This window comes from uncultured Fretibacterium sp. (assembly GCF_963544685.1).
Taxonomy (GTDB): Bacteria; Synergistota; Synergistia; order Synergistales; family Aminobacteriaceae; genus CAJPSE01.
In genome coordinates this window covers 1-22825 of record NZ_CAUUGJ010000030.1, presented here as the reverse complement: position 1 = coordinate 22825, position 22825 = coordinate 1, and the positions used below count along the sequence as shown (strand labels likewise).

At 64.2% G+C, this 22825-nt stretch carries 21 protein-coding genes and 1 tRNA gene; 14 read left to right on the top strand and 8 right to left on the bottom strand.

The window, feature by feature from the left end:
- Both ABLA28_RS04635 and ABLA28_RS04630 read right to left on the bottom strand, forming a co-directional pair.
- Nucleotides 1-1920: ATP-dependent Clp protease ATP-binding subunit (locus tag ABLA28_RS04635; RefSeq protein ID WP_347712696.1), on the bottom strand; the 1920-nt coding region annotated here is incomplete at its 3' end.
- A gap of 39 nt (nt 1921-1959) precedes the next feature.
- On the bottom strand, nt 1960-2442 hold the full coding sequence (locus ABLA28_RS04630) for a CtsR family transcriptional regulator (protein WP_299299536.1): 483 nt from the start codon (nt 2440-2442) through the stop codon (nt 1960-1962).
- A 282-nt stretch (nt 2443-2724) separates the two neighbouring features.
- Between ABLA28_RS04630 and def the strand changes: the two genes are divergently transcribed.
- The 7 genes from def (at nt 2725) to ABLA28_RS04595 (ending at nt 7693) form a co-directional block, all read left to right on the top strand.
- Nucleotides 2725-3258: a peptide deformylase gene (gene def / locus ABLA28_RS04625; RefSeq protein ID WP_347712695.1), complete on the top strand. Its 534-nt coding sequence runs from the start codon at nt 2725-2727 to the stop codon at nt 3256-3258.
- Entirely contained in the window at nt 3255-4214 is a 960-nt protein-coding gene (locus tag ABLA28_RS04620) for a methionyl-tRNA formyltransferase (protein WP_347712694.1), read from the top strand. The genes def and ABLA28_RS04620 overlap by 4 nt, the downstream gene beginning before the upstream one ends.
- Nucleotides 4211-4969 (top strand): hypothetical protein, encoded by a 759-nt coding sequence (locus tag ABLA28_RS04615; protein WP_347712693.1) that lies wholly within the window; start codon nt 4211-4213, stop codon nt 4967-4969. Before ABLA28_RS04620 ends, ABLA28_RS04615 begins: the two co-directional genes overlap by 4 nt.
- 70 nt (nt 4970-5039) lie before the next feature.
- Entirely contained in the window at nt 5040-5255 is a 216-nt protein-coding gene (locus ABLA28_RS04610; RefSeq protein ID WP_299299528.1) for a 4Fe-4S binding protein, read from the top strand.
- 17 nt (nt 5256-5272) lie between these two features.
- Nucleotides 5273-6349: a 3-methyl-2-oxobutanoate dehydrogenase subunit VorB gene (gene vorB, locus ABLA28_RS04605; RefSeq protein ID WP_347712692.1), complete on the top strand. Its 1077-nt coding sequence runs from the start codon at nt 5273-5275 to the stop codon at nt 6347-6349.
- 17 nt (nt 6350-6366) lie between these two features.
- Nucleotides 6367-7113 (top strand): thiamine pyrophosphate-dependent enzyme, encoded by a 747-nt coding sequence (locus tag ABLA28_RS04600; RefSeq protein ID WP_314718011.1) that lies wholly within the window; start codon nt 6367-6369, stop codon nt 7111-7113.
- 13 nt (nt 7114-7126) lie between these two features.
- Entirely contained in the window at nt 7127-7693 is a 567-nt protein-coding gene (locus ABLA28_RS04595; RefSeq protein WP_314718012.1) for a 2-oxoacid:acceptor oxidoreductase family protein, read from the top strand.
- 105 nt (nt 7694-7798) lie between these two features.
- Here the strand turns inward: ABLA28_RS04595 and ABLA28_RS04590 are convergent, their stop codons facing one another.
- The gene (locus tag ABLA28_RS04590; protein WP_347712691.1) at nt 7799-8719 is read right to left on the bottom strand and encodes a DnaJ domain-containing protein; all 921 of its coding nucleotides are present in this window, start codon (nt 8717-8719) and stop codon (nt 7799-7801) included.
- A 207-nt stretch (nt 8720-8926) separates the two neighbouring features.
- Here ABLA28_RS04590 and ABLA28_RS04585 point away from each other — a divergent pair.
- A tRNA-Leu gene (locus ABLA28_RS04585) sits at nt 8927-9013 on the top strand.
- 147 nt (nt 9014-9160) lie between these two features.
- Here the strand turns inward: ABLA28_RS04585 and ABLA28_RS04580 are convergent.
- Together ABLA28_RS04580 and ABLA28_RS04575 are read right to left on the bottom strand one after the other, a co-directional pair.
- Nucleotides 9161-9889: an MgtC/SapB family protein gene (locus tag ABLA28_RS04580; RefSeq protein WP_299299518.1), complete on the bottom strand. Its 729-nt coding sequence runs from the start codon at nt 9887-9889 to the stop codon at nt 9161-9163.
- Between the two features lie 5 nt (nt 9890-9894).
- Nucleotides 9895-11376 carry a cation:proton antiporter gene (locus ABLA28_RS04575; RefSeq protein WP_347712690.1) on the bottom strand — a complete coding sequence of 494 codons (1482 nt, stop codon included), beginning with the start codon at nt 11374-11376 and terminating at the stop codon, nt 9895-9897.
- Nucleotides 11377-11657: 281 nt separating this feature from the next.
- On the opposite strand from ABLA28_RS04575, the gene ABLA28_RS04570 reads away from it, so the two are divergent.
- Both ABLA28_RS04570 and ABLA28_RS04565 read left to right on the top strand, forming a co-directional pair.
- Nucleotides 11658-12302 carry an L-fuculose-phosphate aldolase gene (locus ABLA28_RS04570; RefSeq protein ID WP_347712689.1) on the top strand — a complete coding sequence of 215 codons (645 nt, stop codon included), beginning with the start codon at nt 11658-11660 and terminating at the stop codon, nt 12300-12302.
- A gap of 34 nt (nt 12303-12336) precedes the next feature.
- On the top strand, nt 12337-12771 hold the full coding sequence (locus tag ABLA28_RS04565; protein WP_347712688.1) for a GNAT family N-acetyltransferase: 435 nt from the start codon (nt 12337-12339) through the stop codon (nt 12769-12771).
- 77 nt (nt 12772-12848) lie between these two features.
- On the opposite strand, the gene ABLA28_RS04560 is transcribed toward ABLA28_RS04565, so the two are convergent.
- Both ABLA28_RS04560 and ABLA28_RS04555 read right to left on the bottom strand, forming a co-directional pair.
- A complete protein-coding gene (locus ABLA28_RS04560; protein WP_347712687.1) occupies nt 12849-14459 on the bottom strand; it encodes an amidohydrolase in 1611 nt (536 codons plus the stop codon).
- Between the two features lie 15 nt (nt 14460-14474).
- Entirely contained in the window at nt 14475-15863 is a 1389-nt protein-coding gene (locus ABLA28_RS04555) for an amino acid permease (protein WP_347712686.1), read from the bottom strand.
- A 141-nt stretch (nt 15864-16004) separates the two neighbouring features.
- Between ABLA28_RS04555 and ABLA28_RS04550 the strand changes: the two genes are divergently transcribed.
- On the top strand, nt 16005-17129 hold the full coding sequence (locus tag ABLA28_RS04550; protein ID WP_347712685.1) for a PucR family transcriptional regulator ligand-binding domain-containing protein: 1125 nt from the start codon (nt 16005-16007) through the stop codon (nt 17127-17129).
- Nucleotides 17130-17166: 37 nt separating this feature from the next.
- On the opposite strand, the gene ABLA28_RS04545 is transcribed toward ABLA28_RS04550, so the two are convergent.
- Complete coding sequence (locus tag ABLA28_RS04545; protein ID WP_347712684.1) at nt 17167-18336, bottom strand: amidohydrolase; 1170 nt, start codon at nt 18334-18336, stop codon at nt 17167-17169.
- A gap of 374 nt (nt 18337-18710) precedes the next feature.
- Between ABLA28_RS04545 and ABLA28_RS04540 the strand changes: the two genes are divergently transcribed.
- The 3 genes from ABLA28_RS04540 to ABLA28_RS04530 all read left to right on the top strand — a co-directional run.
- The gene (locus tag ABLA28_RS04540; RefSeq protein WP_299298663.1) at nt 18711-20048 is read left to right on the top strand and encodes an MATE family efflux transporter; all 1338 of its coding nucleotides are present in this window, start codon (nt 18711-18713) and stop codon (nt 20046-20048) included.
- Between the two features lie 114 nt (nt 20049-20162).
- Nucleotides 20163-21260: a redox-regulated ATPase YchF gene (ychF, locus tag ABLA28_RS04535; protein WP_347712683.1), complete on the top strand. Its 1098-nt coding sequence runs from the start codon at nt 20163-20165 to the stop codon at nt 21258-21260.
- 190 nt (nt 21261-21450) lie between these two features.
- Nucleotides 21451-22825 (top strand): 5'-nucleotidase C-terminal domain-containing protein (locus tag ABLA28_RS04530; protein WP_347712682.1); only part of this gene is annotated, 1375 nt, incomplete at its 3' end.

Sequence of the window (22825 nt, the reverse complement as noted above, 5' to 3'; positions counted from 1 at the left end):
GTTGTAGACCTCGGGGTGCGCCTTCTCGATCTCGTCGAAGAGCACGACGGAGTAGGGGCGACGGCGGACGGCCTCCGTGAGTTTGCCGCCGCTCTCGTGCCCCACGTAGCCGGGGGGCGCGCCCAGGAGCTTGGAGACCTCGTGCTTCTCCATGAACTCGCTCATATCCATGCGGATCATCGCCTCCTCGCTGCCGAAGAGGAAGCGGGCCAGGCAGCGCGCCAGCTCGGTCTTGCCCACGCCGGTCGGCCCCATGAAGAGGAAGCTGCCGATGGGACGCCGCGGGTCGCGCAGCCCCGTCCGGGCGCGGCGAATGGCCCTCGACACGGCCCCAACGGCCTCGTCCTGGCCGATGAGGCGCGAGGAGATCTCCTCCTCCATGCGCAGAAGGCGCTCCGATTCCGCCTCGGTGAGCTGCCTCACGGGGATGCCCGTCAGCTCGGAGACGACATCGGCGATGTCCTCGGAGGTGACGGCGGCGCGCTGGTGCGTCCGGTTCTCGCGCCACTCGGCCTGTGCGGCCTCCAGCTGGTCGGCGAGGGCGTGCTCCTCGTCCCTCAGGCGGGCGGCCGCCTCGAAGTTCTGGGCCAGGACGGCGCCCTCCTTCTGCTTGCGGGACTCCTCGAGGCGACGCTCCAGCTCGCGGATGGACTCGGGCGGGTCCAGCGTGCGCAGGCGGGACCGGGCCCCGGCCTCGTCGATGAGGTCTATTCCCTTGTCGGGCAGGAAACGGTCCTGGACGTAGCGGGCGGAGAGCTGCGCCGCGGCGGCCAGGGCCTCGTCCGAGATGGAGACCTGATGGTGGGCCTCGTAGCGGTCGCGCAGGCCCTTGAGGATCAGGACGGTGTCCGGGATGCTCGGCTCCTCCACCCGGACCGGCTGGAAACGCCGCTCCAGCGCGGCGTCGCGTTCCACGTACTTGCGGTACTCGTCCTGCGTCGTGGCCCCGATCAGCTGGAACGCGCCCCGCGAAAGGCTGGGCTTGAGGATGTTGGCGGCGTCCACCGCGCCCTCGGCATTCCCGGCGCCGACGATGGTGTGCACCTCGTCCACGAACAGGATGACGTCGCCGGAGTCGCTGAGCTCCTTGACGACTCGGCGCAGCCGTTCCTCGAACTCGCCGCGGTACTTCGTCCCCGCGACGAGGTTCCCCGTGTTGAGCTGGACGACGCGCTTGTCCTTCAGCGGTTCCGGGACCGCGCCGTCGGCGATCTTCTGGGCCAGCCCCTCGACCACGGCGGTCTTGCCAACGCCCGGGTCGCCGATCAGGACGGGGTTGCTCTTGGTGCGGCGGCAGAGCACCTGCATGATGCGGCGTATCTCGCGCTCCCGTCCGATGACGGGGTCCAGCTCGCCGTCCCGCCCCTTCTGAGTGAGGTCGATGCCCAGCTGGTCCAGCGTGGGGGTCCGGGACCTGCCCTTCTTCCTGAGCCGGTCCGAGAGCAGTTCGACGTTCTGTCCCTTGGGGTCGGGGCTGCCCTCCCCATCCTGGAGGATGGCCGTGATCTGCCTCCGGGCGGCCGCGATGTCGACGCCCATCGTGAAGAAGTACTGGGAGACCAGGCTGTTGTCGTCGCCCAGGATGCCCAGGAGCATGTGCTCGGTGTCCACGTAGTTGACGCCCATGTTCCGGGCCTCGAGCATGGACAGCTCCAGCGCCTTTTTCATCCGGGGGCTGAGCGGCAGGTCGATGGACTTCATGTTGGGCTGCGACTGCCCCATGGCCTCCTCGATCTGGGACTTGATGCGCTCCAGGTCGAGCCCCAGGGCGATCATCGCCTGACAGGCCGTGCCGCCGCCCTCGTGGATCAGGCCCAGCAGGATGTGCTCGGGCTCCACCATGGGGTGCCCCATGCGAAGGGCCTCGTGATGGGCCAGCTGGATGACTTTTTTACCTCGTTCCGTAAAGAATTGCCACATTTTTGTTCTCCTTGCCGTGCATGGGATTCAGAAAAGAGCCTAAGCCAGCATCAGACTGTGCAGCATCTTCTTGAGCATATCCGCCCGAATGACGCTGCGCTTGTGGGGGGAAAGGTCGAACTCGTTCCGCCCCATCTCCTCCTCGTGCCTCAGGGCGACCTCGATGATCAGGCGCTCCCGCGTCGAGAGCAGCTCGCGCTCCTGAAGGGCCAGAAGCAGCTTCCGGCACTCCTGCTCGGTGATGGAGTCCCCGACGATCGCGTCGATATGGCTGAGCCGGTCCTCGGGGGCCTCGAAGGCGACGCGCAGGATGCGGATGTATCCGTGCCCGCCCCTCTGGCTCTCGACCAGAAAGCCCCGCTCCGGCGTGAAACGGCTGCGGAGGACGTAGTTGATCTGACTGGGCACGCAGCCGAACGTCTCGGCCAGCTCCTTGCGCCTGAGGGAGACGATGGACTCGTCCCCCTCGGATTCGAAGAGCTCGTGAATGTACTTTTCGATGGTTCGGGTCAGATTGGACAAAACGCGCTACCTGCTTTCCGAAATATATTGGCTTTCAACCTGTGTTGAACCTGTATTGAACGAAACGACACGGTTCTTGCGTCCATTCCGGCCCAATTCTATCCTTAAGGTCAAGTATAATCAATAACGAAAAATGCCGAGACCGGGATACATATTCAGGTTTCTTCGGATGCGCGAGCCTGTGGATGCGGGTATACTGAAGGTCGGAGATCGAACAAAAAAAGAGCCGTCCTTCCGTCCCCTTTTCGCGGGCGGGGGCGGCATGGATATCCGGGGGTACACATGACGGAGTACAAGGGAGTGGCTTCGGGCATACTGGACGAGGGGGAGCTGGAGGTTCGCTGCTTCCCCGACCCGGTGCTCAAGAAGCCGGCCGAACCCGTCGAGGAGTTCGACGAGGAGCTGGCCGATTTTGTGGCGAGGATGCGCGTTGCGATGCAGACGCACGATGGCGTTGGGCTGGCGGCCCCCCAGGTGGGGGTGTCCCGGAGGATCGCCTTGGTGGAGTACGACGGACAATTCTTCGTCCTGATCAACCCCCGCCTGCTGGAACAGAGGGGCGAGCAGATGGGGGAGGAGGGGTGCCTGAGCTTCCCGGGCATCTACGCCGAGGTGAAGCGTCCCTCCTGGATCCGGGTCGAGGCGCGCGACGAGAGGGGCGAGCTTCGCGTCCACGAGGTCGAGGACTTCCTGGCCAGGGCGTTCCTGCACGAGATGGACCACCTGGACGGCAAGCTCTTCATCGACTACCTCTCGCCCATCAAGCGGGGGATGATCCGGACCAAGATGCGCAAGCGCGCGGCCGCCGCCCGATGACGCGCCTCTGGTTCATGGGGAGCGGCGCGTTCGCGGCCCGGTGCCTGATGCACCTGAGCGCGTCGCTTCCCCCCGGTATCTCCCTCGAGCGCGTGATCACCGGGAACCCCACGCGCGCGGGACGCGGCCTGAGGGAGACCGTCTCCCGCGTCGAGGAAACCGCCCTGGCCCTGGGGCTCCCCCTGGAGCGGACGGGCCCCCTGTCCGAAAACGAGCCTTTGCTGAAGGCCGTCACCGCCTCCCCCCCCGACGCCATCTTCGTCGTGGACTTTGCCCAGCTGATCCGAGAGCCGTTTCTGAACGCCCCGCGCTGGGGCTGCCTCAACATCCACCCCTCCCTCCTTCCCCGCTGGCGCGGCGCGGCGCCGGTCCAGCGGGCCCTGATGAGCGGCGATGCGGAGACGGGAGCGACCGTCTTTCGCCTCGTCCCGGAGATGGACGCCGGCCCGATCCTGCGCCAGGTCTCCGTCCCCGTCGGGCTGACCGCCACGGCCTCGGAGCTTTATGAGAAATTGAGCTTGGGGGGAAGCCAAATCGCCCTCGAAGGTGTACAATATTTACTAAATGCACCGAACAATATGCTTCATTTTTTGAAAAAGCAAGACAATGGCGCCGCCACCTACGCTCCGAAGATCGGCAAGGCGGAGGGCGAGGTGTCGTGGAAGTGGGATGCCCTGCGGATCCACAACGTCGTCCGTGCGCTCGACGCCTCCTTTGGGGCCTTCGCGGCCGTGAGGGGGGCGAGGCTCAAGATGTGGAAAACCCTGCCCTGTGAAGGTGCCGGGGGGGCGGAGGAAAACGTCGGGCGTGTGCTGCGGTTTTCCGATGGTTTTCCGGTCGTGGGCTGCGGAGGGGGAGCTCTGCGCCTCGACGAGGTCCAGGCCGAGGGGAAGAAGCGGGTCGGGGGGGACGAATGGGCGCGCGGCCTGCGTCTGAAGGAGGGGGATGTGCTGTGACGGAAGGGCGGACGCCTGCGGAGATGGCGGGGCTCTACGAATGGCCCCGGGTCGTGGCCGTCACCGGGGCTCTGGGGTCGGGGAAGACGGAGTTCGTCCTGAACCTGGCGCGGGGACTCAAGGAGCGGGGAGAGCGCGTCACGATTGCTGACGCGGACATCATCAACCCCTACTTCTGCATCCGCCAGGTGGCGGACCAGCTGGAGCGGGAGGGGTTCACCGTGCTCACCCCTCCGGAGGCGGCCAAGTGGTCGGACATGTCCATCATCAACCCGGCCATCTCCCGGGCCATCGTGGACGGGAGTGCACGGCTGATCCTCGACATCGGCGGCGACGCCGTGGGGGTCCGGGCCCTGACGCAGTTCGCGCCCGACCTGGAGGCGGCGGGGTACCGGCTGCTCCTGGTCGCCAACGCCTTCCGGCCCACGACGGGCAGTCCTGAGGCCATCGCGAAGATGCGGGCCAAGATGGAGATGCTCTGCGGGCTCGAGGTGGGGGCTCTGATTGCGAACTGTCATCTGATGGAAACGACGGCCGCCCAGGACGTCGCGGAGGGCGTCCGTATCGTCCTGGAGGCGGGGCGGAGGCTGAATCTGCCCGTGCTCTACGCGACGGTTCTGGAGGAGCTCTGCGGCGAGGTGGAGCGGCTGTTGGGGGTTGACTCCGTCCCGATCTGGCCGATGGTCCGGTACATGCAGCGCCCGTGGGAGGGCGAGAGCATGTGGTCGGCCCCGGTGCGGGCGAGCGGAGCTTGAAGCGAGGCGCATTGTTTTTCGCGAGGATTCGCATTTCAACGTCAGCGAACAGGAGAGGAGACGTGGAAACATGGCGAAAGGACGAGTGGAGGTTCGGGAGGATTACTGCAAGAGCTGCGGGCTTTGTGTGGAGGTCTGCCCCAAGAAGGTCCTGAGGATTTCCGACAGGATCAACCCCAAGGGGTACCGCCCGGTGGAGCAGTTTCAGGAGGGGTGCATCGCCTGTGCGCTGTGCGCCCGCATCTGTCCGGACGTGGTTCTGACGGTCTATCGTACCGACGAGTAGCTGGAGGGGGGACAAAAATGGCGAAGGTTTTGATGAAGGGGACGGAGGCCATCGCGGAGGCTGCCATTCAGGCGGGCTGCCGGTATTTTTATGGATATCCGATCACGCCTCAGAACGAGATACCCGAGTATATGTCGTCGCGCCTTCCGCAGGTTGGGGGAGTGTTCCTCCAGTGCGAGAGCGAGGTCGCGTCCATCAATGCCCTGATGGGTGGGGCGGCCACGGGGTACCGTGCGATGACCACGTCGTCGAGCCCCGGCATCTCCCTGATGGCGGAGGGGATGTCCTACATCGCGATGGGCGAGCTGCCCTGCGTCATCGTCAACGTGATGCGGGCCGGCCCCGGATTGGGCGGGATCCTGCCCGCTCAGGGCGACTACTTCCAGGCGACGCGGAACGCGGGGCACGGGGACTACCGCATGATCGTGCTGGCCCCCGACAACCTGCAGGAGGCCGTGGACCTGATCCAGGACGGGTTCGACCTCTCCCAGAAGTACCGGACGCCGGTGATGGTGCTGGCCGACGGCTTCATGGGCCAGATGATGGAGGCCGTGGAGATCAAGACGCGCACGATCGAGGATCCCAAATCCAACGCGGAGTGGGCTCTCGGCTGGCGCAAGGAGCGCGGCGGTGCGCGTACGATCGTCTACAACCTCAAACTGAAGCCCGAGGACCTGGAGATCCAGGTGACGCACCTCCAGCAGAAGTACCTGAAGATCCGCGAGAACGAGCAGCGGGTCGAGCGCTACCTGGTGGAGGACGCGGAGCTGGTGATCGCCGCCTATGGGACGACGAGCCGCATGGCCCGGACGGCCATAGACCGCCTGAGGAATGACGGGCTCAAGGTGGGGCTGATCCGGCCCATCACCCTGTGGCCCTATCCGGTGAAGGGCTTCAGGGATCTGCCCGCCTCGGTCAAGCTGCTGCTGGACGTGGAGATGAGCTCGGAGTATCAGATGCTCGACGACGTCAAGATCTCGACCGAGTGCCGCCTGCCCGTGGAGACCTACGGCCGGTGGGGCGGCTTCACGCCGTCCGTGCACGAGATCGAGGACAAGTGCAGGGAACTGCTCGGAAAGCTCGGGAAGAAGTAGAAGGAGGGGGCGAGAAGATGAGCGAGACGAAAGTTTTTGAGATGACGAAGACCTGGCAAAGGGACGTGCACACGCACTACTGCCCGGGTTGTATGCACGGCGTGGCCCACCGCCTGGTCTGCGAGGCCATAGACGAGCTGGGGATTCAGGAGGACACGATCGGCATCGCCCCGGTGGGCTGCGCCGTCGTCATGCACCAGTACATCGACGTGGACTTCATTGAGGCCGCCCACGGCCGCGCTCCCGTCCTTGCCTACGGGATCAAGGCCGTCAGGCCCGATAAGATCGTCTTTTCCTATCAGGGCGACGGCGACCTGGCCTCGATCGGAATGGGGGAGGTCGTCCACGCGGTCAACAGGGCCTGGCCCCTGACGATTATCTTCATCAACAACGCCATCTACGGCATGACCGGCGGTCAGATGGCGCCCACGACGCTCCTGGGCCAGAGGGCGACCACCTGCATCGGGGGGCGCGACGCCAAGGTGAGCGGGTACCCCATCCGGATGAGCGAGATGCTGGCCACCCTGGCCGGACCGGCCTACATCGAGCGCGTGGCGCTTTCCCAGCCCAAGTACATCATGCAGGCCAAGGCTGCGATCAAGAAGGCCTTCAAGAACCAGGTGGACAAGAAGGGGTTCTCCTTCGTCGAGGTGCTCTCCACCTGCCCGACCAACTGGGGCATGCGTCCTGTGGACGCCCTGAAGTGGGTGGATGAGAACATGATTCCCTACTATCCTCTGGGCGTCAAGAAGGATTTCGAGTGAGGAGGGCGAGGACATGGCGGACAACGGAGGAAAGAAGTTCGAGCGTACGCTGGTTGCGGCGGGTTTCGGCGGACAGGGATTGATGGTGCTGGGCCAGCTGATCGCCTACACGGGCAACGCGGAGGGACGCAACGTCTCCTGGCTGCCCTCCTATGGGCCCGAGATGAGGGGCGGTACGGCCAACTGCAGCGTCGTCATCTCCGACGAGAAGGTGGGGTCCCCGGTCGTCTCCGATGCGGATGCCGTGGTGGTGATGACCCAGCCGTCCCTGACCAAGTTCAAGAACGACGTCAAGAAGGGCGGGGTCCTTATCTACAACAGCGACCTGGTCAAGCTGGAGGGGGAGAACGTCCGCAGCGACATCCGCACTATCGCCGTCCCCGCCAACACGATCGCCAACGAGACCGGCAGCGACAAGGTGGCCAACATCGTGATGCTGGGGACCCTCGTCGCGGCTACTGATATGGTGAGCGACTCGATGTGCATCGAGATGATCAAGGAGAAGCTGGGCACGAAGAAGCCGCAGTTCCTGCCCATGAACCTGAAGGCCTATGAGGCGGGCAAGGCCCTTGTGAAGTAGGGGACGGACGCCTTTCTCGGATTGGAATGAAGGATCGGGCTCCTGGCATGCAGCCGGGGGCCCGATTTTTCGTGGATTGAAATCGAGGGGGTACGGGAGAGGCTTTTACGGCCTCTCCGCAAAGACGGTGGCCCAATGAAAGCTGAAGCCGAAGGCCACGGCGAAGGCCGGGTAAAACAGAATCGTGCCCTCTCCGCCGTAACCAGGGGAAATGTTGATGAAACGGGTCGACGCGAGGTAGATGGCGCACAGGCATGGAAAAACTATCTTGAAGAGCAGGTCGGGCGGATAGGATTCCACGTTGCCGGTACGGGGGTTGCGATAATGGCAACGGACGTGGCTCCATTTGCGGCGCAGGGTCAGAAAGCCGATCCAGGCGAGGCAGAAAAAAAACGTCGTCAGGTTGAGCAGGCTGTCCTTTTTGGCGGCGTCCAGTCCCCATGCGACCGTCCTCGATATCAGGTACCCCATGAGCATGCACGCGGAAAGGGCCGCCCAGAACCTCCAATGGGAAAAATAGGAGCGGGATCTTGCCGCAGCTTTTTCCCGTTCCATCCATTCCCCTCCGGCAGGCCTCTCGACGACGTAGTGGCGGGGCGGATTCGGCAGTTTTTTCTTCCTGCGGGGCGGCTCGGGGATGTCCGAGTACTCCACGTCCTCCCAGTCCGTTTCGGAGGAGTACCGCCAAGCGTTGGCGCGGGATGCTCGTTCTCCGTCCCGGTCCGAGAACTCGGCTTCCGTATATGAGGCGTCATCTCGGGCCCATCCGTCCTCGAAAAAGCCGTCGTCCTCCACGTCCATATCCTCTTGGAGGGGCTGCCGAGCTTGATCGTACGCACTTTTGCGCACCGGATCGCTCAGAACTTCGTAGGCCTCCGTCGCGGCAGAGTAGATCCTGGCGGCGAAGGGTTCCGGGTTCGCATCGGGCCCGAAAAGGGCGGACATTCTCCGGTAGGCTTCCTCGATCTCAGCGTCCGTCGCCCCGTTCGGGACGTCCAGAATTTGATAGTAGTCCGGCTGGTTCATTTCATGCTCCTCTTGTCGCAGGCTGAGCGGGAGGGTCCCCGCCCTTATTATGCTATCCGGACCCGTCAGCGTAAAGTAGCCATTGGAACGTTTTTACGGCGGACAGGTCCGTGGGGCTGGGAAAAATCCAAACTGTAGTCCATGGGCCGATTTCTTTGCTCTTACCCTTGACGTTCCCGCGATAGACGGTATAATGTTTTCTGTTTTGCGGGGGTGGCGGAATTGGTAGACGCGCAAGACTAAGGATCTTGTGGCTGTAAAGCTGTGGGAGTTCGATTCTCCCCCTCCGCACCATCAAAAAATCAGATGCCTGGAGCGTTCTTGAAGGCGCTTGGGCCTGTTAAAAGGAAAGACGGCGGAAGGCCGTCTTTTTGTTTTCTCTCCTTTTTTCCCCTCATTCGATCTGCGGGACGTCGGGCGCGGACGCCCCGCCCGACGCGGTCAGTTGATCTCCTCGATGTGTGCGATGTACTCGAGCGAGCGCAGGGCTTCGATGATCTCGCTGTGTTTTTTGTACTTCTTCAGCTCGGCGCTGTTGATGGTCAGGGATACGGTATAGACGCTCAGCCCCGAGTTCAGGTACGCGGGGTTGGATTCTATGTCCTCGATCCGGATCCCCAGGCTCCGGACCGTCGTGACGAAGTACTGCAGGTTGCCCTTGCTCTTCAGCTCCAGATGGATCTCGAAATGGTTCGAGTTGTCCTTCATGTACCGCTCGATGGGCGGAAACAGGGCCAGGCTGGAGAACAGGGCCAGAAAGGAGATCGACGCCACCGTGTAGAGCCCGGCGCCCAGCGCCATCCCGACCAGTCCGCAGCACCAGAGGGCCGCCGCCGTGGTCAGGCCCTTGATCTGGCTTTTCGAGCTGAACAGGATGGCGTTGACGCTGACCATCGCGGCGCCGACCACGGCCGCCGCCGAGATGAGGGGGAAGCGCTCCGACGCGGATCGGCAAAGGTACAGGTCCGTCAGCATGGCCGTCGTGGAGGCCAGGGAGACGAGAATGAAGGTGCGCAGCCCCGCGGAGTGCCGCTTGCTGGAACGTTCGCAGCCGATGATCGCCGCCAGCATGACCGAAAGCAAAATCCTCAGTATGACGGAGCGGACGTTGAGCTCATCCGTCCATCCTCCCAAGATTGCCGCGGCCAGGCCGTTGATTTGCGTATTCATGACACCTAAAACCTCCTCAGGCGCGAACGGCGGATGTTCGCGTAGCGGCGGCTCGCCTCCATCGCCGCATATTGATTCTCCGACGCCTCCATAAAGGCCTCCTCCTCCTCGGAGAGGAGGGATTTGGGGGGCAACTCCTTCTGTATTTTCTGTATCCTCTCGACCAGCAGTTCTATGGCGGATTTCCGGCCCTCGCTTGCCGGGAGGACCTCCTCCGGGACGATGTCCTCCAGCCGCGTGTGATAGGAGCCCGCCAGATACAGCGAGAGCTTTGCGCAACCCGGTCCGATCAGCTCGTAAAGGACGCTGGAGGCGAGGATGATCGTCTGCAGCGCTCCCCCCATCTCCCCGCCGAGCGTCCTGGCTCCGAGGGCCGCGAGGCCGATGGCGACGCCCGCCTGCGGGATCAGGGCCAGACCGAGGTAATTCCTGACGTTTTTCGGCTTGTGCACGAGAAGACATCCCCAGAATGCGCCGGCGTATTTCCCCAGGATCCGGACGATGAAATAGACGACCCCGACGAGAAGGAGCGGCACGCTGCCGACGGCGGCCGAGGCGCTGAAGAGCGTATCCAGCTTGAACGACAGCCCCGACCGGACGAAGAACAGAAGAAGGATCGGAGGGCTGAAGTAGTTCAGCTGCTTGAACAGCTTGTCGTCCTCGGTGAGGTTGACGTAGACCGTGCCCATCGACATGCAGCCCAGCAGCGGGGAGACGTCGAAGAGCGTGCAGATGCCGCAGAACGAGAACAGCAGGGCGATGGCGATGATCAGCCGGTTGTCGGTGGAGTGTTTTTTGAACAGCATCCACTTCATCACGAGGCCGAAGAAGCAGCCGAGGCCCAGGACCCCGGCGTTGACGGCGATCGGAAGAAGGACGTTTTGAAGGTCGAAGCCTCCGCCCGCTCCCGGCCCCGCATCGGAGATCGAGGCGAGGGCGACGGAGATGGCGATGCTGTACTCGACCAGCCCGACGACGTCGTCGAGCGCCACGACCTGCAGGAGCGTGTTGACGAAGTCCCCCTTGGCCCCCGTCTGCCGGATCGTCATCATGGTTGAGGCCGGCGCGGTCGCCGAGGCGAGTGCGGCCAGAACGACCGAGAAGGCGAAATTGAGGCGCAGGACGTAATAGACGACGGTGAAGACGAGGAGCGAGGTCAGGCACGCCTCCAGAATCGTTATGACGATCACCTTCGTCCCGTTCTTCCTCAGAACGGACATCCTGAAGAACTCGCCCGTGCTGAACGCGATGAAGGCGAGCGCGATGTCCGGCAGAAAGTCCAGTCCGTCGATGATCCGGGCCGGGACGAGGCGCAGGCAGTAGGGGCCGATCAGGATCCCGGAGACGATATAGGCGGTCACGTCGGGCAGCCTCAGGCGCTTCGTCAGACGCGTCGCCATGAACCCGGAGAAGAGCATGAGCGCCACGGATATGATGACGGCGGCGGCCGAGGACGTATTATGAAAGGCGGAGATGTAATCCTGCAACTTTGCCCCTCCATTCCGGGCTCCCGAACCCAAGGCTGACAGCGGCGGCAACCTTATAATTATAATATAACGAACGATACGGCGACAAATGTCGGCGGGGCCGAATGGACCGCACGTTTCGCCGTGCGCCGAAGGTCGGGAAGCGGCCGGGGATGTCCGGAGGAGGCAGCGCTCGACGCGCTTCCAGGCTATTTCCGGGGCGTGGCGGAGGATGTTCTTTGCCGATCCTCGGGACGGAGGTCCCGGGTGTGGGACGTGGCTTTTTGAGAGGAGCGAACGTGATGCTGCTGCAAGAGGAGCGAGAGAGCGTCGTCGATTACTGCCGCAGGCTTGTGACGCACCATCTGACCAGGGGGACGGGCGGAAACGTCAGCGTCTGCAATCGGGAACGGGGATTGATGGCGATCAGCCCCAGCGGGATGGATTACTTCCGGACCGAGCCGGAGGATGTCGTGGTGCTCGACCTCGAGGGCCGTGTCGTGGAGGGGAGGCGCGTCCCGTCGAGCGAGGTCGATATGCACCGCGTCCTCTACGCCGGGCGCGAGGACGTCGGGGCGGTGGTGCATACGCACTCGACCTGTGCGACGACCCTGGCCTGCCTGCACGAGGGGCTTCCCCCCGTGCACTACCTGATCGGCTTCGCCGGATGCGACGTCCGCTGCACCGAATATGCCCCGTTCGGGTCCCGGGAGCTGGCCCGGCTGGCCTTCGAGGGGATGAGGGACCGCTACGCCGTGCTGTTGGGCAACCACGGTCTTCTGGCGGCGGGGCCCGACATCCGCTATGCCTTCAACGCGGCCGAGGAGATCGAGTTCGTCTGCGAGCTCTACTGCCGGGCCCGCAGCATGGGCAAGCCGGTCCTGCTGTCGGAGGCGGATATGGAGGTCGTGTTGGAGAAGTTCAAGAGCTACGGGCAGCGGGACTGAGGGGGCGAGAATGCGGGGACGGGGGTGAAGGGCTGTGGATTTCCGAACGGTCGCGTCCGAAAGGGAGCGTTTTCTCGACCTGCTCCTCCTGGCGGACGAGGAGGAGACGATGATCGCCCGCTATCTGGACCGAGGCGAGATGATCGCCCTTTACGACGGCGGGCTCAGGGGCGTGTGCGTCGTAACGAACGAGGGGGAAGGGCTCTACGAGCTCCAGAACATCGTGATCGTCCCGGAGCATCAGGGATGTGGCTACGGCAGGGCGCTGATCCTCCACGTCCTCGATCGGTACAGGGGCCAGGGCGTCCTGCAGGTCGGAACCGGCGGACGAACCGCCGCGTTCTACACGTCCTGCGGCTTCGAGGTCTCCCACACGCTGAAGAACTACTTTGAAGAGCACTACAGCCGTCCGATCATCGAGGATGGCGTGCGGCTCCTCGACAAGGTTTACCTCAAGCGGGCGCTGTGAGGGGCCGAAGTTTCGCTCGGGTCTGATGGAGGTGGAGCCGCGGCAGGTCCTCCATTCTTTGCCGCCTCGCTCCCGCCCTATCCCCGCCGGTAGACGATCTCTCCCCCGACTACCGTCACCTCGGCGGCGATGTCACGGATCCCGTCCGGTTCGATGGTGAAGATGTCGTCGCTGAGCACCGTGAAGTCCGCGAGGTATCCCGGGCGGATTCGGCCCTTGAACCCCTCGGCGAATTCCGCGTAGGCGCTCTCCAGCGTGTAGGCATCCACGGCGTCGCAGATGCCGACGCATTCCTGCGGGAAGAACCCGTCCTTCGGATATCCGTCCTTGTCCTTTCGGGTGACCGCGCTGTAGAGGTTGGGGAAGGGGTTGCAGCTTTCCACCGGAGCGTCGGTGCCGTAGGAGACGTGTCCTCCGAGGCGCCTCAGGGTCTCGAAGGCGTAGGAGGTCGAGGCCAGTTCCCGGCCGCACCGGCTTTCCACGGCGTGCATGTCGTAGTCCAGGAAGATGGGTTGGACCATGGCCAGGACCCCCAGGCGCGCGATACGCTCCAGCAGCGGGCGGTCCGTGATCTGGCAGTGGACCAGGGCGTGCCGCAGCGTGTTGGGGCCGCCGTTCATCATCCTCTCGTAGATGCCGACCGTTTTTTCGACGGCCGCGTCGCCGATGACGTGCGTGATCACCTGCATCCCACGGGCCGCTGCGGCGCGGCAGAGGCCTTCCTGCTTTTCGTCGGAGAGTACTTCGACGCCGCAGTTGCACGGATCGTCCGCGTAGGGCCGGCGCATGAGAGCGGTGCGCGCCCCCAGGCTGCCGTCCTTGAAGAGCTTCAGGGGACCGATCGTCAGGCGGTTGCCCTTGTAGATGTCCCTCCTGGCCTCGGTGTCGCAGAAACGGTTCAGGGCCTCGGGGTCGTCGAAGGTGATCTGATGTCGATAGCGGATCGTTGCCCTTCCGGTCTCGAAAAGGGTGCGGATGGAGTCCGAGTCCCCATAGACGTTGGGGGCCCCCACATCGTTGGACTGGATGCTGGTCAGGCCGCAGGCCGCGCAAGTGTCCAGCGCATCCGCGAACATCCGGACCTTCTCCTCGAACGTGAAGTCCGGAATGACCTGCTCCACCCACGCGACGGCGTTCTCGGTGAAGACTCCGTTGGGCTTTCCCTCCGAATCCGTCCCGATCGTTCCTCCCTCGGGCGGGGTAGCGCCGACATCGATCCCCATCAGCTCCAGGACCTTCGTGTTCGTCACGCAGATATGTCCGCAGACCCGTTCGAGGACGATCGGGATCTTCGTCGATATCCTGTCGAGGTCGAAGCGGTTGGGTATCCGCTTCTCCCCCTCGAAGAGGTCCTGGTTCCAGCCCATACTGCGGATGCCCCGCGCAGCGGACTCGGGGCGGGAGGCGATGAACGCGCGGCAGGTGTCGACGATCTGCCCGATGCTCCTGCATCCGGAGAGGTCGGCCTGTGCGTTCGCCGCGGCGATGCAGGACAGGTGCATGTGAGAGTCGTTGAGGCCCGGCAGCACGGTTCGGCCGCAGCAGTCCACGACGGCGGGAGCGAGCCCCGCCAGCGCATGCATTTCGTCCCGTCCGCCGACGGCCCGGACGGTCTCGCCGTCCGTCAGCACGGCCTCGCAGAATCGCCCCTTCTCCAGGTAGAATTTCCCGTTCTCGAAAATCTTCATGACTCGAATGCCTCCTTATTGGGACGAGCCCTGCCGCCTCAGGCGCAGGTCGAACAGGGCATAGGCCACGGCTCCGACGGCGGGGACGCAGAGCCCCAGCAGGGCGTTCGCGGGGTCCTCGACGAGCGTGTTGATCAGCAGCCCGAAGAATACGAGCCCAATGAGGATGGGGACCACCGGATAGCCCACCACCCTGTAGGGACGCCGGATGTCCGGATACTTGCGGCGCAGGCGGATGACGGCGAACATGCCCAGCATGTAGTAGAACATGGCGTTGAAGATGACGAGCGAGGTCAGCTGATCCAGGGAGCGGAACAGGACCAGGATGATGGAGAATACGCACTGGACGGCCATGGGCACTGCGGGTACCTTGTACTTGGGGTGCAGCCACTTGAAGCTGGAGAAGAAATGTCCCTCCTGCGCCATGGCGTAGTAGGTCCTGGGCTGGGCGATGATGCAGCCGTTCAGCGCGCCGAACATGGACAGGGCCATGCCCACCGTGACGATGACGGCCCCCGCGTTCCCCAGGACTTTCTGTGCCGCGGCCGTCCCCAGGTAATAGTTCTCGGCATCGAGCATGGTCTGGATCTCGGAGAGGGACAGGACCCGGTAGATCGCGTAGTTGAAGAGGACGTAGAGGATCGTGATGCCTCCGATGCCGAAGAGAAGCGCCCGAGGCAGGTTCTTGTGGGGTTCCCGTATCTCCTCGGCCACGACGTTGATGTTCGCCCAGCCCTCGTACGCCCAGAGCGAGGCGACGATCGCGAAGGCCAGCATCCGCAGGATATCGAAGACGGAAACGGGACCCGTGGGGGGCTGAATCCCCAATGCTGGAGAGACCTGTCCCAGAAGGAGCGCCACGAAGAGGATGATCAGGATGGGGATCAGCTTGGCGACCATCGAGATGTTCTGAAGGATGGCGCTCAGACGGATGCCGAAGCAGTTGTAGAGGGAAAGGATCGCGATGAGCACGATGGCGATGGCCTTGATCCCCGTGTCGCCGATGTCCGTAAAGGCCCGAAGGGCCGTGGGCAGGGCGATGGCGATCGCGGCTATGGACCCCGGTCCGCCGATGAGCCAGTCGCTGAATCCGTAGAGGAAGCCGAGGATCGGGTGATAGGCCTCGTTCAGGTAGAGGGTCATGCCTCCGGACCTCGGCATGGCCGCACCCAGCTCCGCATAACAGAGACCGCCCAGCACGGAGATCAGCCCCGCGACGGCCCAGCAGATCAGGGAGAGCCCGAGGCTCATTCCGCAGCGCTGAAGGACGTAAGCGCCCAGGTAGAAGATCCCCGATCCGATCATGATGCCGCCGATGATGCTCATACCGCCGAACAGGCCGATATCCCGCCGCAGCTCGGTATTTTGTGAGGTGAGCGCCTCCAGCCTTTCGTTCTTTTCCACGATGCCCCTCCTGCAGAGAATAATGGAGCCCCCGGCGTGACGGAGCCCGCCAAGGGGGCCTTCCATTCATTATATAATAATGAGATAACGTCCTGGAGTGCAGGCCGCTCGGGGCGGCATCATGTCAAGAGGGGCTTGACCATGGTTACGATCGAGAGAATATTGTCGCTTCCCGTCTTTGAGGGGTCGATCTGTGCCGCGGGTATGAAGGGCGGAGATCGGCGGGTACGCTATATCGATATTGCCGAGGTTCCGGACATCCGCTTCTGGGTGAGCCCCGACGTGTTCTTCCTCACTACGGCCTATGCCCTGCACGGGGAGGAGGCCGCCTTCATGGATTTTCTGCGCAGCCTGGTCCGGAACGGGGCAGCCGGGCTGGGGGTCAAGCTGGGGCGTTTCCTGGACAGGCTGCCGGACGAATTTTATGCGTACGCGGACGAGAACGACTTTCCGATCGTCCTGCTGCCCTCGGAGCTTCGCTACTCCCATGCCATTCGTGCCGCCATGGAGGCGATCCTGGCGGATGAGCGGGAGGATCCTTCGTTCGGCGGCATTTTGGACGACTGCCTCGAGGAGGCCCTGTTCGGGGACTCCCCCATGCGCTCGCTCCTCCGCTTCGAGGAGGCGGGCTTTTCCCTGGACACTCGGGTCCAGGTGGTTCTCATCGCTTTTCGGGACGCAGGGGCCGAGATGGAGGTGAGCGCGCTCAGGTCCCTGATGCGCGGGGTCGGCCTCTTTGCCGCGGTCCGGACCTCATCCGAGACCATTGCCCTGATGTCCCGTCCCGATGAGGTTTCGGAGGCGCTCTCCAATTCCCTTTCCCTCCTGGCGGGAGGGGCCCGCATTGCCATAGGGGGATTTCATCGGCTCAAGGATTTCAGGAAATCTTATGAGGAGGCGAAGTGGGTCCTGGGTCTGTTCGGCCTTCTCGGCCTGGACGGGGGGCCCCATGCGTTCGAGGACATGGAGCTCTTCGTCCCCCTGCTGCGGAACAGCGCCCCCGAAGGGGCGCATCGTTCCGCGCGGCTTCTGCTTGCCCCGCTTATGGACTACGATGCCCGGCACGATGCCGAGCTGATCAATACGCTCCATGCCTTTATCCTGTGCGACCGCAATCATAAGGAGACCGCCAGGACGCTGCACCTTCACCGCAATACCCTTCGTTACCGTCTCGGGAAGATCGAATCCCTCCTGCCCCTGGGAAGCCTGAGCGGATTTCCCTTCCTGCGCCTTTCCCTGGCGCTGCTGATCCATCTCTCGAAATGACGCATCTCGAAATGAGGAATTTGGGGGACGCCCCGCCTCAGCGGCTGTAGACCTCCGCGCCGTCGATGAAGGTCTTGACGACGTGCGTCCGGGCGTCCAGAGGGTCCCCGTCCCAGACCGCCAGGTCGGCGTCCTTGCCGGGCTCGATGGACCCCATCCGCTTCTCAAGCCCCAGGTGCTCGGCGGCATACAGGGTCACCGCCCTCAGCGCCTCGTCCGGGGGCAGCCCCGCCTTCACGGCCAAGGAGGCGCAGACGATCTGGTGCTCGATGGGAATGACCGGGTGGTCCGTGATGATGCAGAAGTGGACCCCGGCCCTCCAGAGCGTCACGGGCGTATCCCAGGACTTGTTGCGGAGCTCTATCTTGGGTTTCGACGAAAGCGTCGGACCCACGGCGGCAAAGACCTTTTTCTCCGCCAGCCAGGGCGCGACGAGGTGCCCCTCCGTGCAGTGCTCGATGGTATAGCGCAGGCCGAACTCCTCGGAGATGCGGACCGCCGTCTGGATGTCGTCCAGGCGGTGGCAGTGGACCCGGAACGGCATCGTCCCGTCCAGGACGGAAAGAAGCGCCTCCATACCAAGGTCGCGGTCGAAAGGCTCCCCCTTCTTCGCCGCGGCATCGCGCTTCGCCCCGTAGTTCCGCGCCCTCACGAGGGCGTCGCGCATCAGCCAGGCGTTCCCCATGCGGGTGTTCGGCAGCTTGCCCTTGGCATTGTAGACGCGCACCGGGTTCTCCCCCAGCGCGGCCTTCATCGCGGAGCACGGCAGAACCGCCATCCGCTCCACGATGTCGGGCTTCGTCTTGACCACCATGCCCTGGTCGCCGATGACGTTGCCGCTCCCCGGCAACGACTGCACGCAGGTCACGCCGCCCGAAAGGGCGTCGGAAAAGGACGTGTCCCCGGGATAGAGGGCGTCGAGAATGCGAAGCTGAGGCAGCACGGGCTCCACCATGTCGTTGGCATCCTGCATGTTCTCGGGGAACCCCTCGTTGTAGGTCCCCATGTGGACGTGGGCATCGATCAGCCCCGGGGTGACGAGACACCCTCCGAGATCGGCGACCTCGGCCCCCGCCGGAACGGGGATATCCTCCCCGACCTGGGCGATGCGGCCTCCCTCCAGGACGATGACGCCCTTCTTCAGACGTTGTCCCGTGCCCGTCCAGACCTCGGCCCCCACGAGATACTTTTGGTCCGTGGAACTCAAGAACTCGCCCCCCTGGTAAGAATCGCACGGTTCTCTCGAAACGGCCTACGCCCTTCGGCCCCCGGCCATCCGAGACCATGCGCGAAATCCATCCCCGCCGGGTATTATAGCGTATCGCTTCGAGCCTCCGTCAAGGGACCCGGAGCACGGGGGATGCGCTATAATGGCCTGGACTCGACGACTCTCCCCTCTTCCCCGGCCGCGAGCGAGGATGGGCGCCCCTGTTTTCCGTCATGACTCTTTGCATTACATTCTCGTTCGGGAGGAAACGCATGACCGTGCCGCCAAAGCCGCCGACAAACCGAGAAGCCGTTTTCCCCCGCCCCTGGACGTCCCTTCTTTCCGGCCGCGCCGACCTCGAGAAGGACAGCCCCATGAGGGCGCTGATCGTCCTGGCCGTGCCCTCGGTGGGACTCTTCCTGTTCAACGGCCTGCTGGGACTGGTGGACACCATCTTCGTCTCCTGGCTGGGCGAGCTGCCCATGGCCGCCATGTCCTTCAACCTGCCCGTCAACCTGTGCGCCTTCGCCACGCTCGAGTGCGTGGGCGGCGGCGCGGCCGCGCTCATGGGACGCCACCTGGGCCGACATGACCCCGATACCGCCCGGCACGTCGCGCGCAGCGCCCTGGCCCTGCTCTATCTCGTCTGCCTCCTGTCCGCACCGATGCTCCTGCCCCCGGTATCGGGCGCCCTGTTCAAGGCGCTCGGGGCCGGAGGGGACCCCGAGCTGCTGCGGCTGTGCTGGCTCTACAACCTGTGGACGCCGCTCATGCTGCCGTTCATCGGCTACACCTACATCGCCAACACCACCGCCCGCGCCCAGGGGGACACCCTGACGCCCTTCAAGGCCATCGCCCTCGCCAACACGGTCAACATGCTCCTCGATCCGCTCTTCATCTTCACGTTCGGCTGGGGCGTATCGGGCGCGGCCTCCGCAACCTGTCTTTCGCGGGTCGTCTCGGTGCTCTACCTTCTGAGGAAGATGCCGCGCATCAGCGCCATCCCCGTGCCGCCCCTCCTCCATCCCAGGACGGAGCTCTGCGCCTGGTGGGGCCCCATCCTCCGGATCGGCGTCCCCATAGCCCTGACGACGGCCAGCGTGGCCATGGGGATGGGCGGGACCAACAGCATCCTGATGAACTACGGGCACCGCGCGGTCTCCGCATGGATGCTGGGCATGAGGGTGGAGGACCTGGCGTTCAACTTCCTCTTCGGCCTCTACATGGCGCTCATCCCCTACGTCGCCTACAACTACGGCAGGCGGGACCTGGACCGCATGACCGCGGGCCTGCGCTCCGCGCTCCTGCTGGGCATGATCCTGATGGGCTCGATCGGCGCGGTCATCTACGTCTGGCCGAGGCTCTTCCTGGGGATCTTCCGCCCCTCGCAGGAGACGACCGAGATGGCCGTCCGGGCCATCAGGGCGTCCGTCCCCTCCTATCCTTGCAGCGTCTTCCTGATCCTCGTCGGCGCGTTCTTCGTCGGCATCGGGCAGTCGCTCTACGGGACGATCGTCCAGATCCTGCGCTCCATCGTCTTCCGCATCTCCGCGGCCCGGCTCTTCTTCCTGTGGTTCGCCCCGCAGCACATCTGGTGGTTCCAGTCCCTCGCGGCCTTCCTCGGCAGCCTGGTGTCCCTGGCGTTCCTGGCCCTGGTCCTGCGGCGCCTGAGGGGGTCGCTGGGTCCGGAGGAGGACGGGACGGGCCCATGACGCCCCTACGCGTATAATAATAGGGTGAAATGATGCCGTCATGAAAAAATCGGGAACGAATTGCCGGCACCGCGGTGCCGGCGCGTGTTCCGTTCGGATCTGGAGGGATTTCTTTTGTTGAAATGTGGAATCGTCGGCCTACCGCTCTGCGGCAAGTCGACCGTCTTCAACGTGATCACCCGGGCCGGGGCGGAGGTCAAGCCCTACGCCAGCGGCAAGACCGAGCCCAACCGGGCGTTGGTCAGCGTGCCGGACAGGCGCTTCGACAGGCTGGTGGAGATCTTCGCGCCCAAAAAGGCGACGCCCGCGACGGTGGAGTTCGTGGACCTGGCGGGGCTCTCCCGGGACGCCAGCAAGGGCGCAGGGCTGGGGAACTCCTTCCTCTCCTTCGTCTCGGAGTCGGACGCGCTGTTGCACGTCGTTCGGGTCTTCGGGAACCCGAACGTTCCCCACCCGGAGAACTCCATCGACCCCCTGCGCGACTGGCAGATCGTGGAGATGGAGCTGATCTACCGAGATCTGGGCGTCATCGAAAACCGGCTCTCCCGACTGGACGAGAAGGCGGCGAAGAAGAAGACGACCCCCGCGGAGGCCGCGGAGGCCGAGCTTCTGCACGCGCTCCAGGACCACCTGATGGAGGAACGGCCGCTGCGGGAGTGCCCCCTGACCGACGAACAGAAAAGGACGCTGTCGGGGTTCGCCTTCCTGACCCTGAAGCCGGAGCTGGTGGTGCTGAACCTGGACGAGGGGCAGACGGGCTCCGTCCCGGCCGCGGACGCCCTGGAGGCGGCCATGGGGGAGAAGGGGCTCCTGACCCTGCGCATCTTCGGGTCCATCGAGATGGACCTGGCGCAGCTGGAGCCGGGGGAACAGGAGGAGTTCATGAAGGAGCTGAAGATCGACGAGCCGGGCCGGGACCGCCTGATCCACGAGGCGTACCGCCTGCTGGGGCTTCTGTCGTTCTTCACGAGCGGCGCGGACGAGGTTCGCGCCTGGACGCTGCACGACGGCGACACCGCGGTGGACGCGGCCGGTGCCATCCACTCCGACCTCGCCCGCGGATTCATCCGGGCCCAGGTGGTGGCCTACGACGACTTCGTCTCGTGCGGGGCGACGCTCGCCGCCTGCCGCGACAAGGGCGTCCTGAGGCTCGAGGGAAAGGAGTACCGGGTCCGGGACGGGGACATGATCGAGATACGGTTCAATATCTAGCCGACATTCAGCCGACGCCCACAAACTATTTTTGTTTGAGGGATGAGGTTTGGGGTTGTAATCGGGATGGGGAAGCCCTACACTGCTGTTAGAATATACGGGACGCCGCTTCCGCCCCCCGGCCCGAATCGGGCGGCCGGACGTCATCCCGGCGGTGTCCATTGTCCGGACAAGGAGTGTTGAGGCGATCATGAAAAAACGACTGCTCCGGAGTCTTCTCCTGTCGATCTGCCTCCTCGTGGGGACGTGCGCCGCGTACGCCCGGGACGGGGAGGTCACCCTTTATTCGCTCAATCATCTTCAAAGCCGCCTCCTGCCCGTCAAGGCATCGGCGAAGCAGTCGCTTCCCGCCATGGGGGGACTGTCCGCGGCCGCGGGAATCGTGAAAGCGGACATGAGGAAGAGCGTCAACCCCATATTCGCCGCGACCGGAGAGGCCGTCGCGGGGACGATGTGGCGTTATTTCAAGGGCAGGCCCGAGATGACCGCGCTCGAGAGGGCCGGGGTCGCGGTCAACTCGCTCGGTAAGCACGAGTTCGACTACGGTCTGGGGCACCTGAAGGAGGCGCTTTCCGTGACCCACATCCCCATCGTCATCTCGAACCTCGTCACACGGGACCCCGAGCTGCCGGGTACCCTGCAGAAAAACGTCGTGCTGCAGGCGGGCGACATGAAGGTGGGATTTTTCGGGCTCCTCTCCCCCGCTATCATGCGGCTGACCAACCAGCCCAAGGGGGTTTCGTTCGATCCAGATTTCAGCGCCGTGGCCCGGGAGATGGTGGACGATCTGAGGCGGAAGGGCGCCGACGTCATTGTCCTTCTCAGCGGCCTCTACGAGAATGAGAGCGTCGCACTGGCCAGGTCGGTGGCGGGAATACACGTCATCACGGGATGCGGGTCCCCCGTCAGGGAGGCCGACAAACCCATCTTCATCAAGGATCCGGAGGGCGGCAAGACCGTCCTCATATGGAGCGGCGTATGGGGACAATTCGTGGGGCGCCTTGGCATCAGGATCAAGGACGGAAGGCTGGACGCCCGAAGAACTTCGTGGAAGCTGCTTCCCATTCGGGACCGGGCGGCACCCGACCCCGGAGTGCTGGAGGTCGCCCTCGAATACGAGGACAAGCTGGCGCGCGCCCTCAGCCGCGTGATCGGAAACTTCGCACGCCCGATCGACGCCCGGGAGAAAACCCTGCGGACCGGGGAGGCGCCCATCGGGAACTTCGTCACCGACAGCATGCGCTTCAAGGCCGGCACGGATGTGGCCCTGATCAACAGCGGAGGGATCCGCGGGGACATCATCTATCCCGCAGGGAAGTTCTCGGAACGGACCCTCGCGGACATGCTGCCCTTCGGGGACCGGATCTTCGTGCTGACCCTGACGGGAAAGGAGCTGCGCAGGGTGCTCGAGATCTCCGCCTCGGCCCTGATCGCGGGGGAAGCGGACGCCTACGACCCCACGAAACGCCTCCACAAGGGCTCGTTCCTTCAGGTATCCGGTCTCAAAGCCGTCTACGACCTGTCCGAGCCCCCCACCGTCATGAAGGACGACCGCGTGCTCACCC

Coding starts and splice junctions, on each gene's coding strand:
- ABLA28_RS04610 (WP_299299528.1), top strand. CDS start 5,040: ATGGCGAAAGGACGAGTGGAGGTTCGGGAGGATTACTGCAAGAGCTGC.
- def (WP_347712695.1), top strand. CDS start 2,725: ATGACGGAGTACAAGGGAGTGGCTTCGGGCATACTGGACGAGGGGGAG.
- ABLA28_RS04560 (WP_347712687.1), bottom strand. CDS start 14,459: ATGAAGATTTTCGAGAACGGGAAATTCTACCTGGAGAAGGGGCGATTC.
- ABLA28_RS04580 (WP_299299518.1), bottom strand. CDS start 9,889: ATGAATACGCAAATCAACGGCCTGGCCGCGGCAATCTTGGGAGGATGG.
- ABLA28_RS04600 (WP_314718011.1), top strand. CDS start 6,367: ATGAGCGAGACGAAAGTTTTTGAGATGACGAAGACCTGGCAAAGGGAC.
- ABLA28_RS04595 (WP_314718012.1), top strand. CDS start 7,127: ATGGCGGACAACGGAGGAAAGAAGTTCGAGCGTACGCTGGTTGCGGCG.
- vorB (WP_347712692.1), top strand. CDS start 5,273: ATGGCGAAGGTTTTGATGAAGGGGACGGAGGCCATCGCGGAGGCTGCC.
- ABLA28_RS04620 (WP_347712694.1), top strand. CDS start 3,255: ATGACGCGCCTCTGGTTCATGGGGAGCGGCGCGTTCGCGGCCCGGTGC.
- ABLA28_RS04550 (WP_347712685.1), top strand. CDS start 16,005: ATGGTTACGATCGAGAGAATATTGTCGCTTCCCGTCTTTGAGGGGTCG.
- ABLA28_RS04570 (WP_347712689.1), top strand. CDS start 11,658: ATGCTGCTGCAAGAGGAGCGAGAGAGCGTCGTCGATTACTGCCGCAGG.
- ABLA28_RS04590 (WP_347712691.1), bottom strand. CDS start 8,719: ATGAACCAGCCGGACTACTATCAAATTCTGGACGTCCCGAACGGGGCG.
- ABLA28_RS04540 (WP_299298663.1), top strand. CDS start 18,711: ATGAGGGCGCTGATCGTCCTGGCCGTGCCCTCGGTGGGACTCTTCCTG.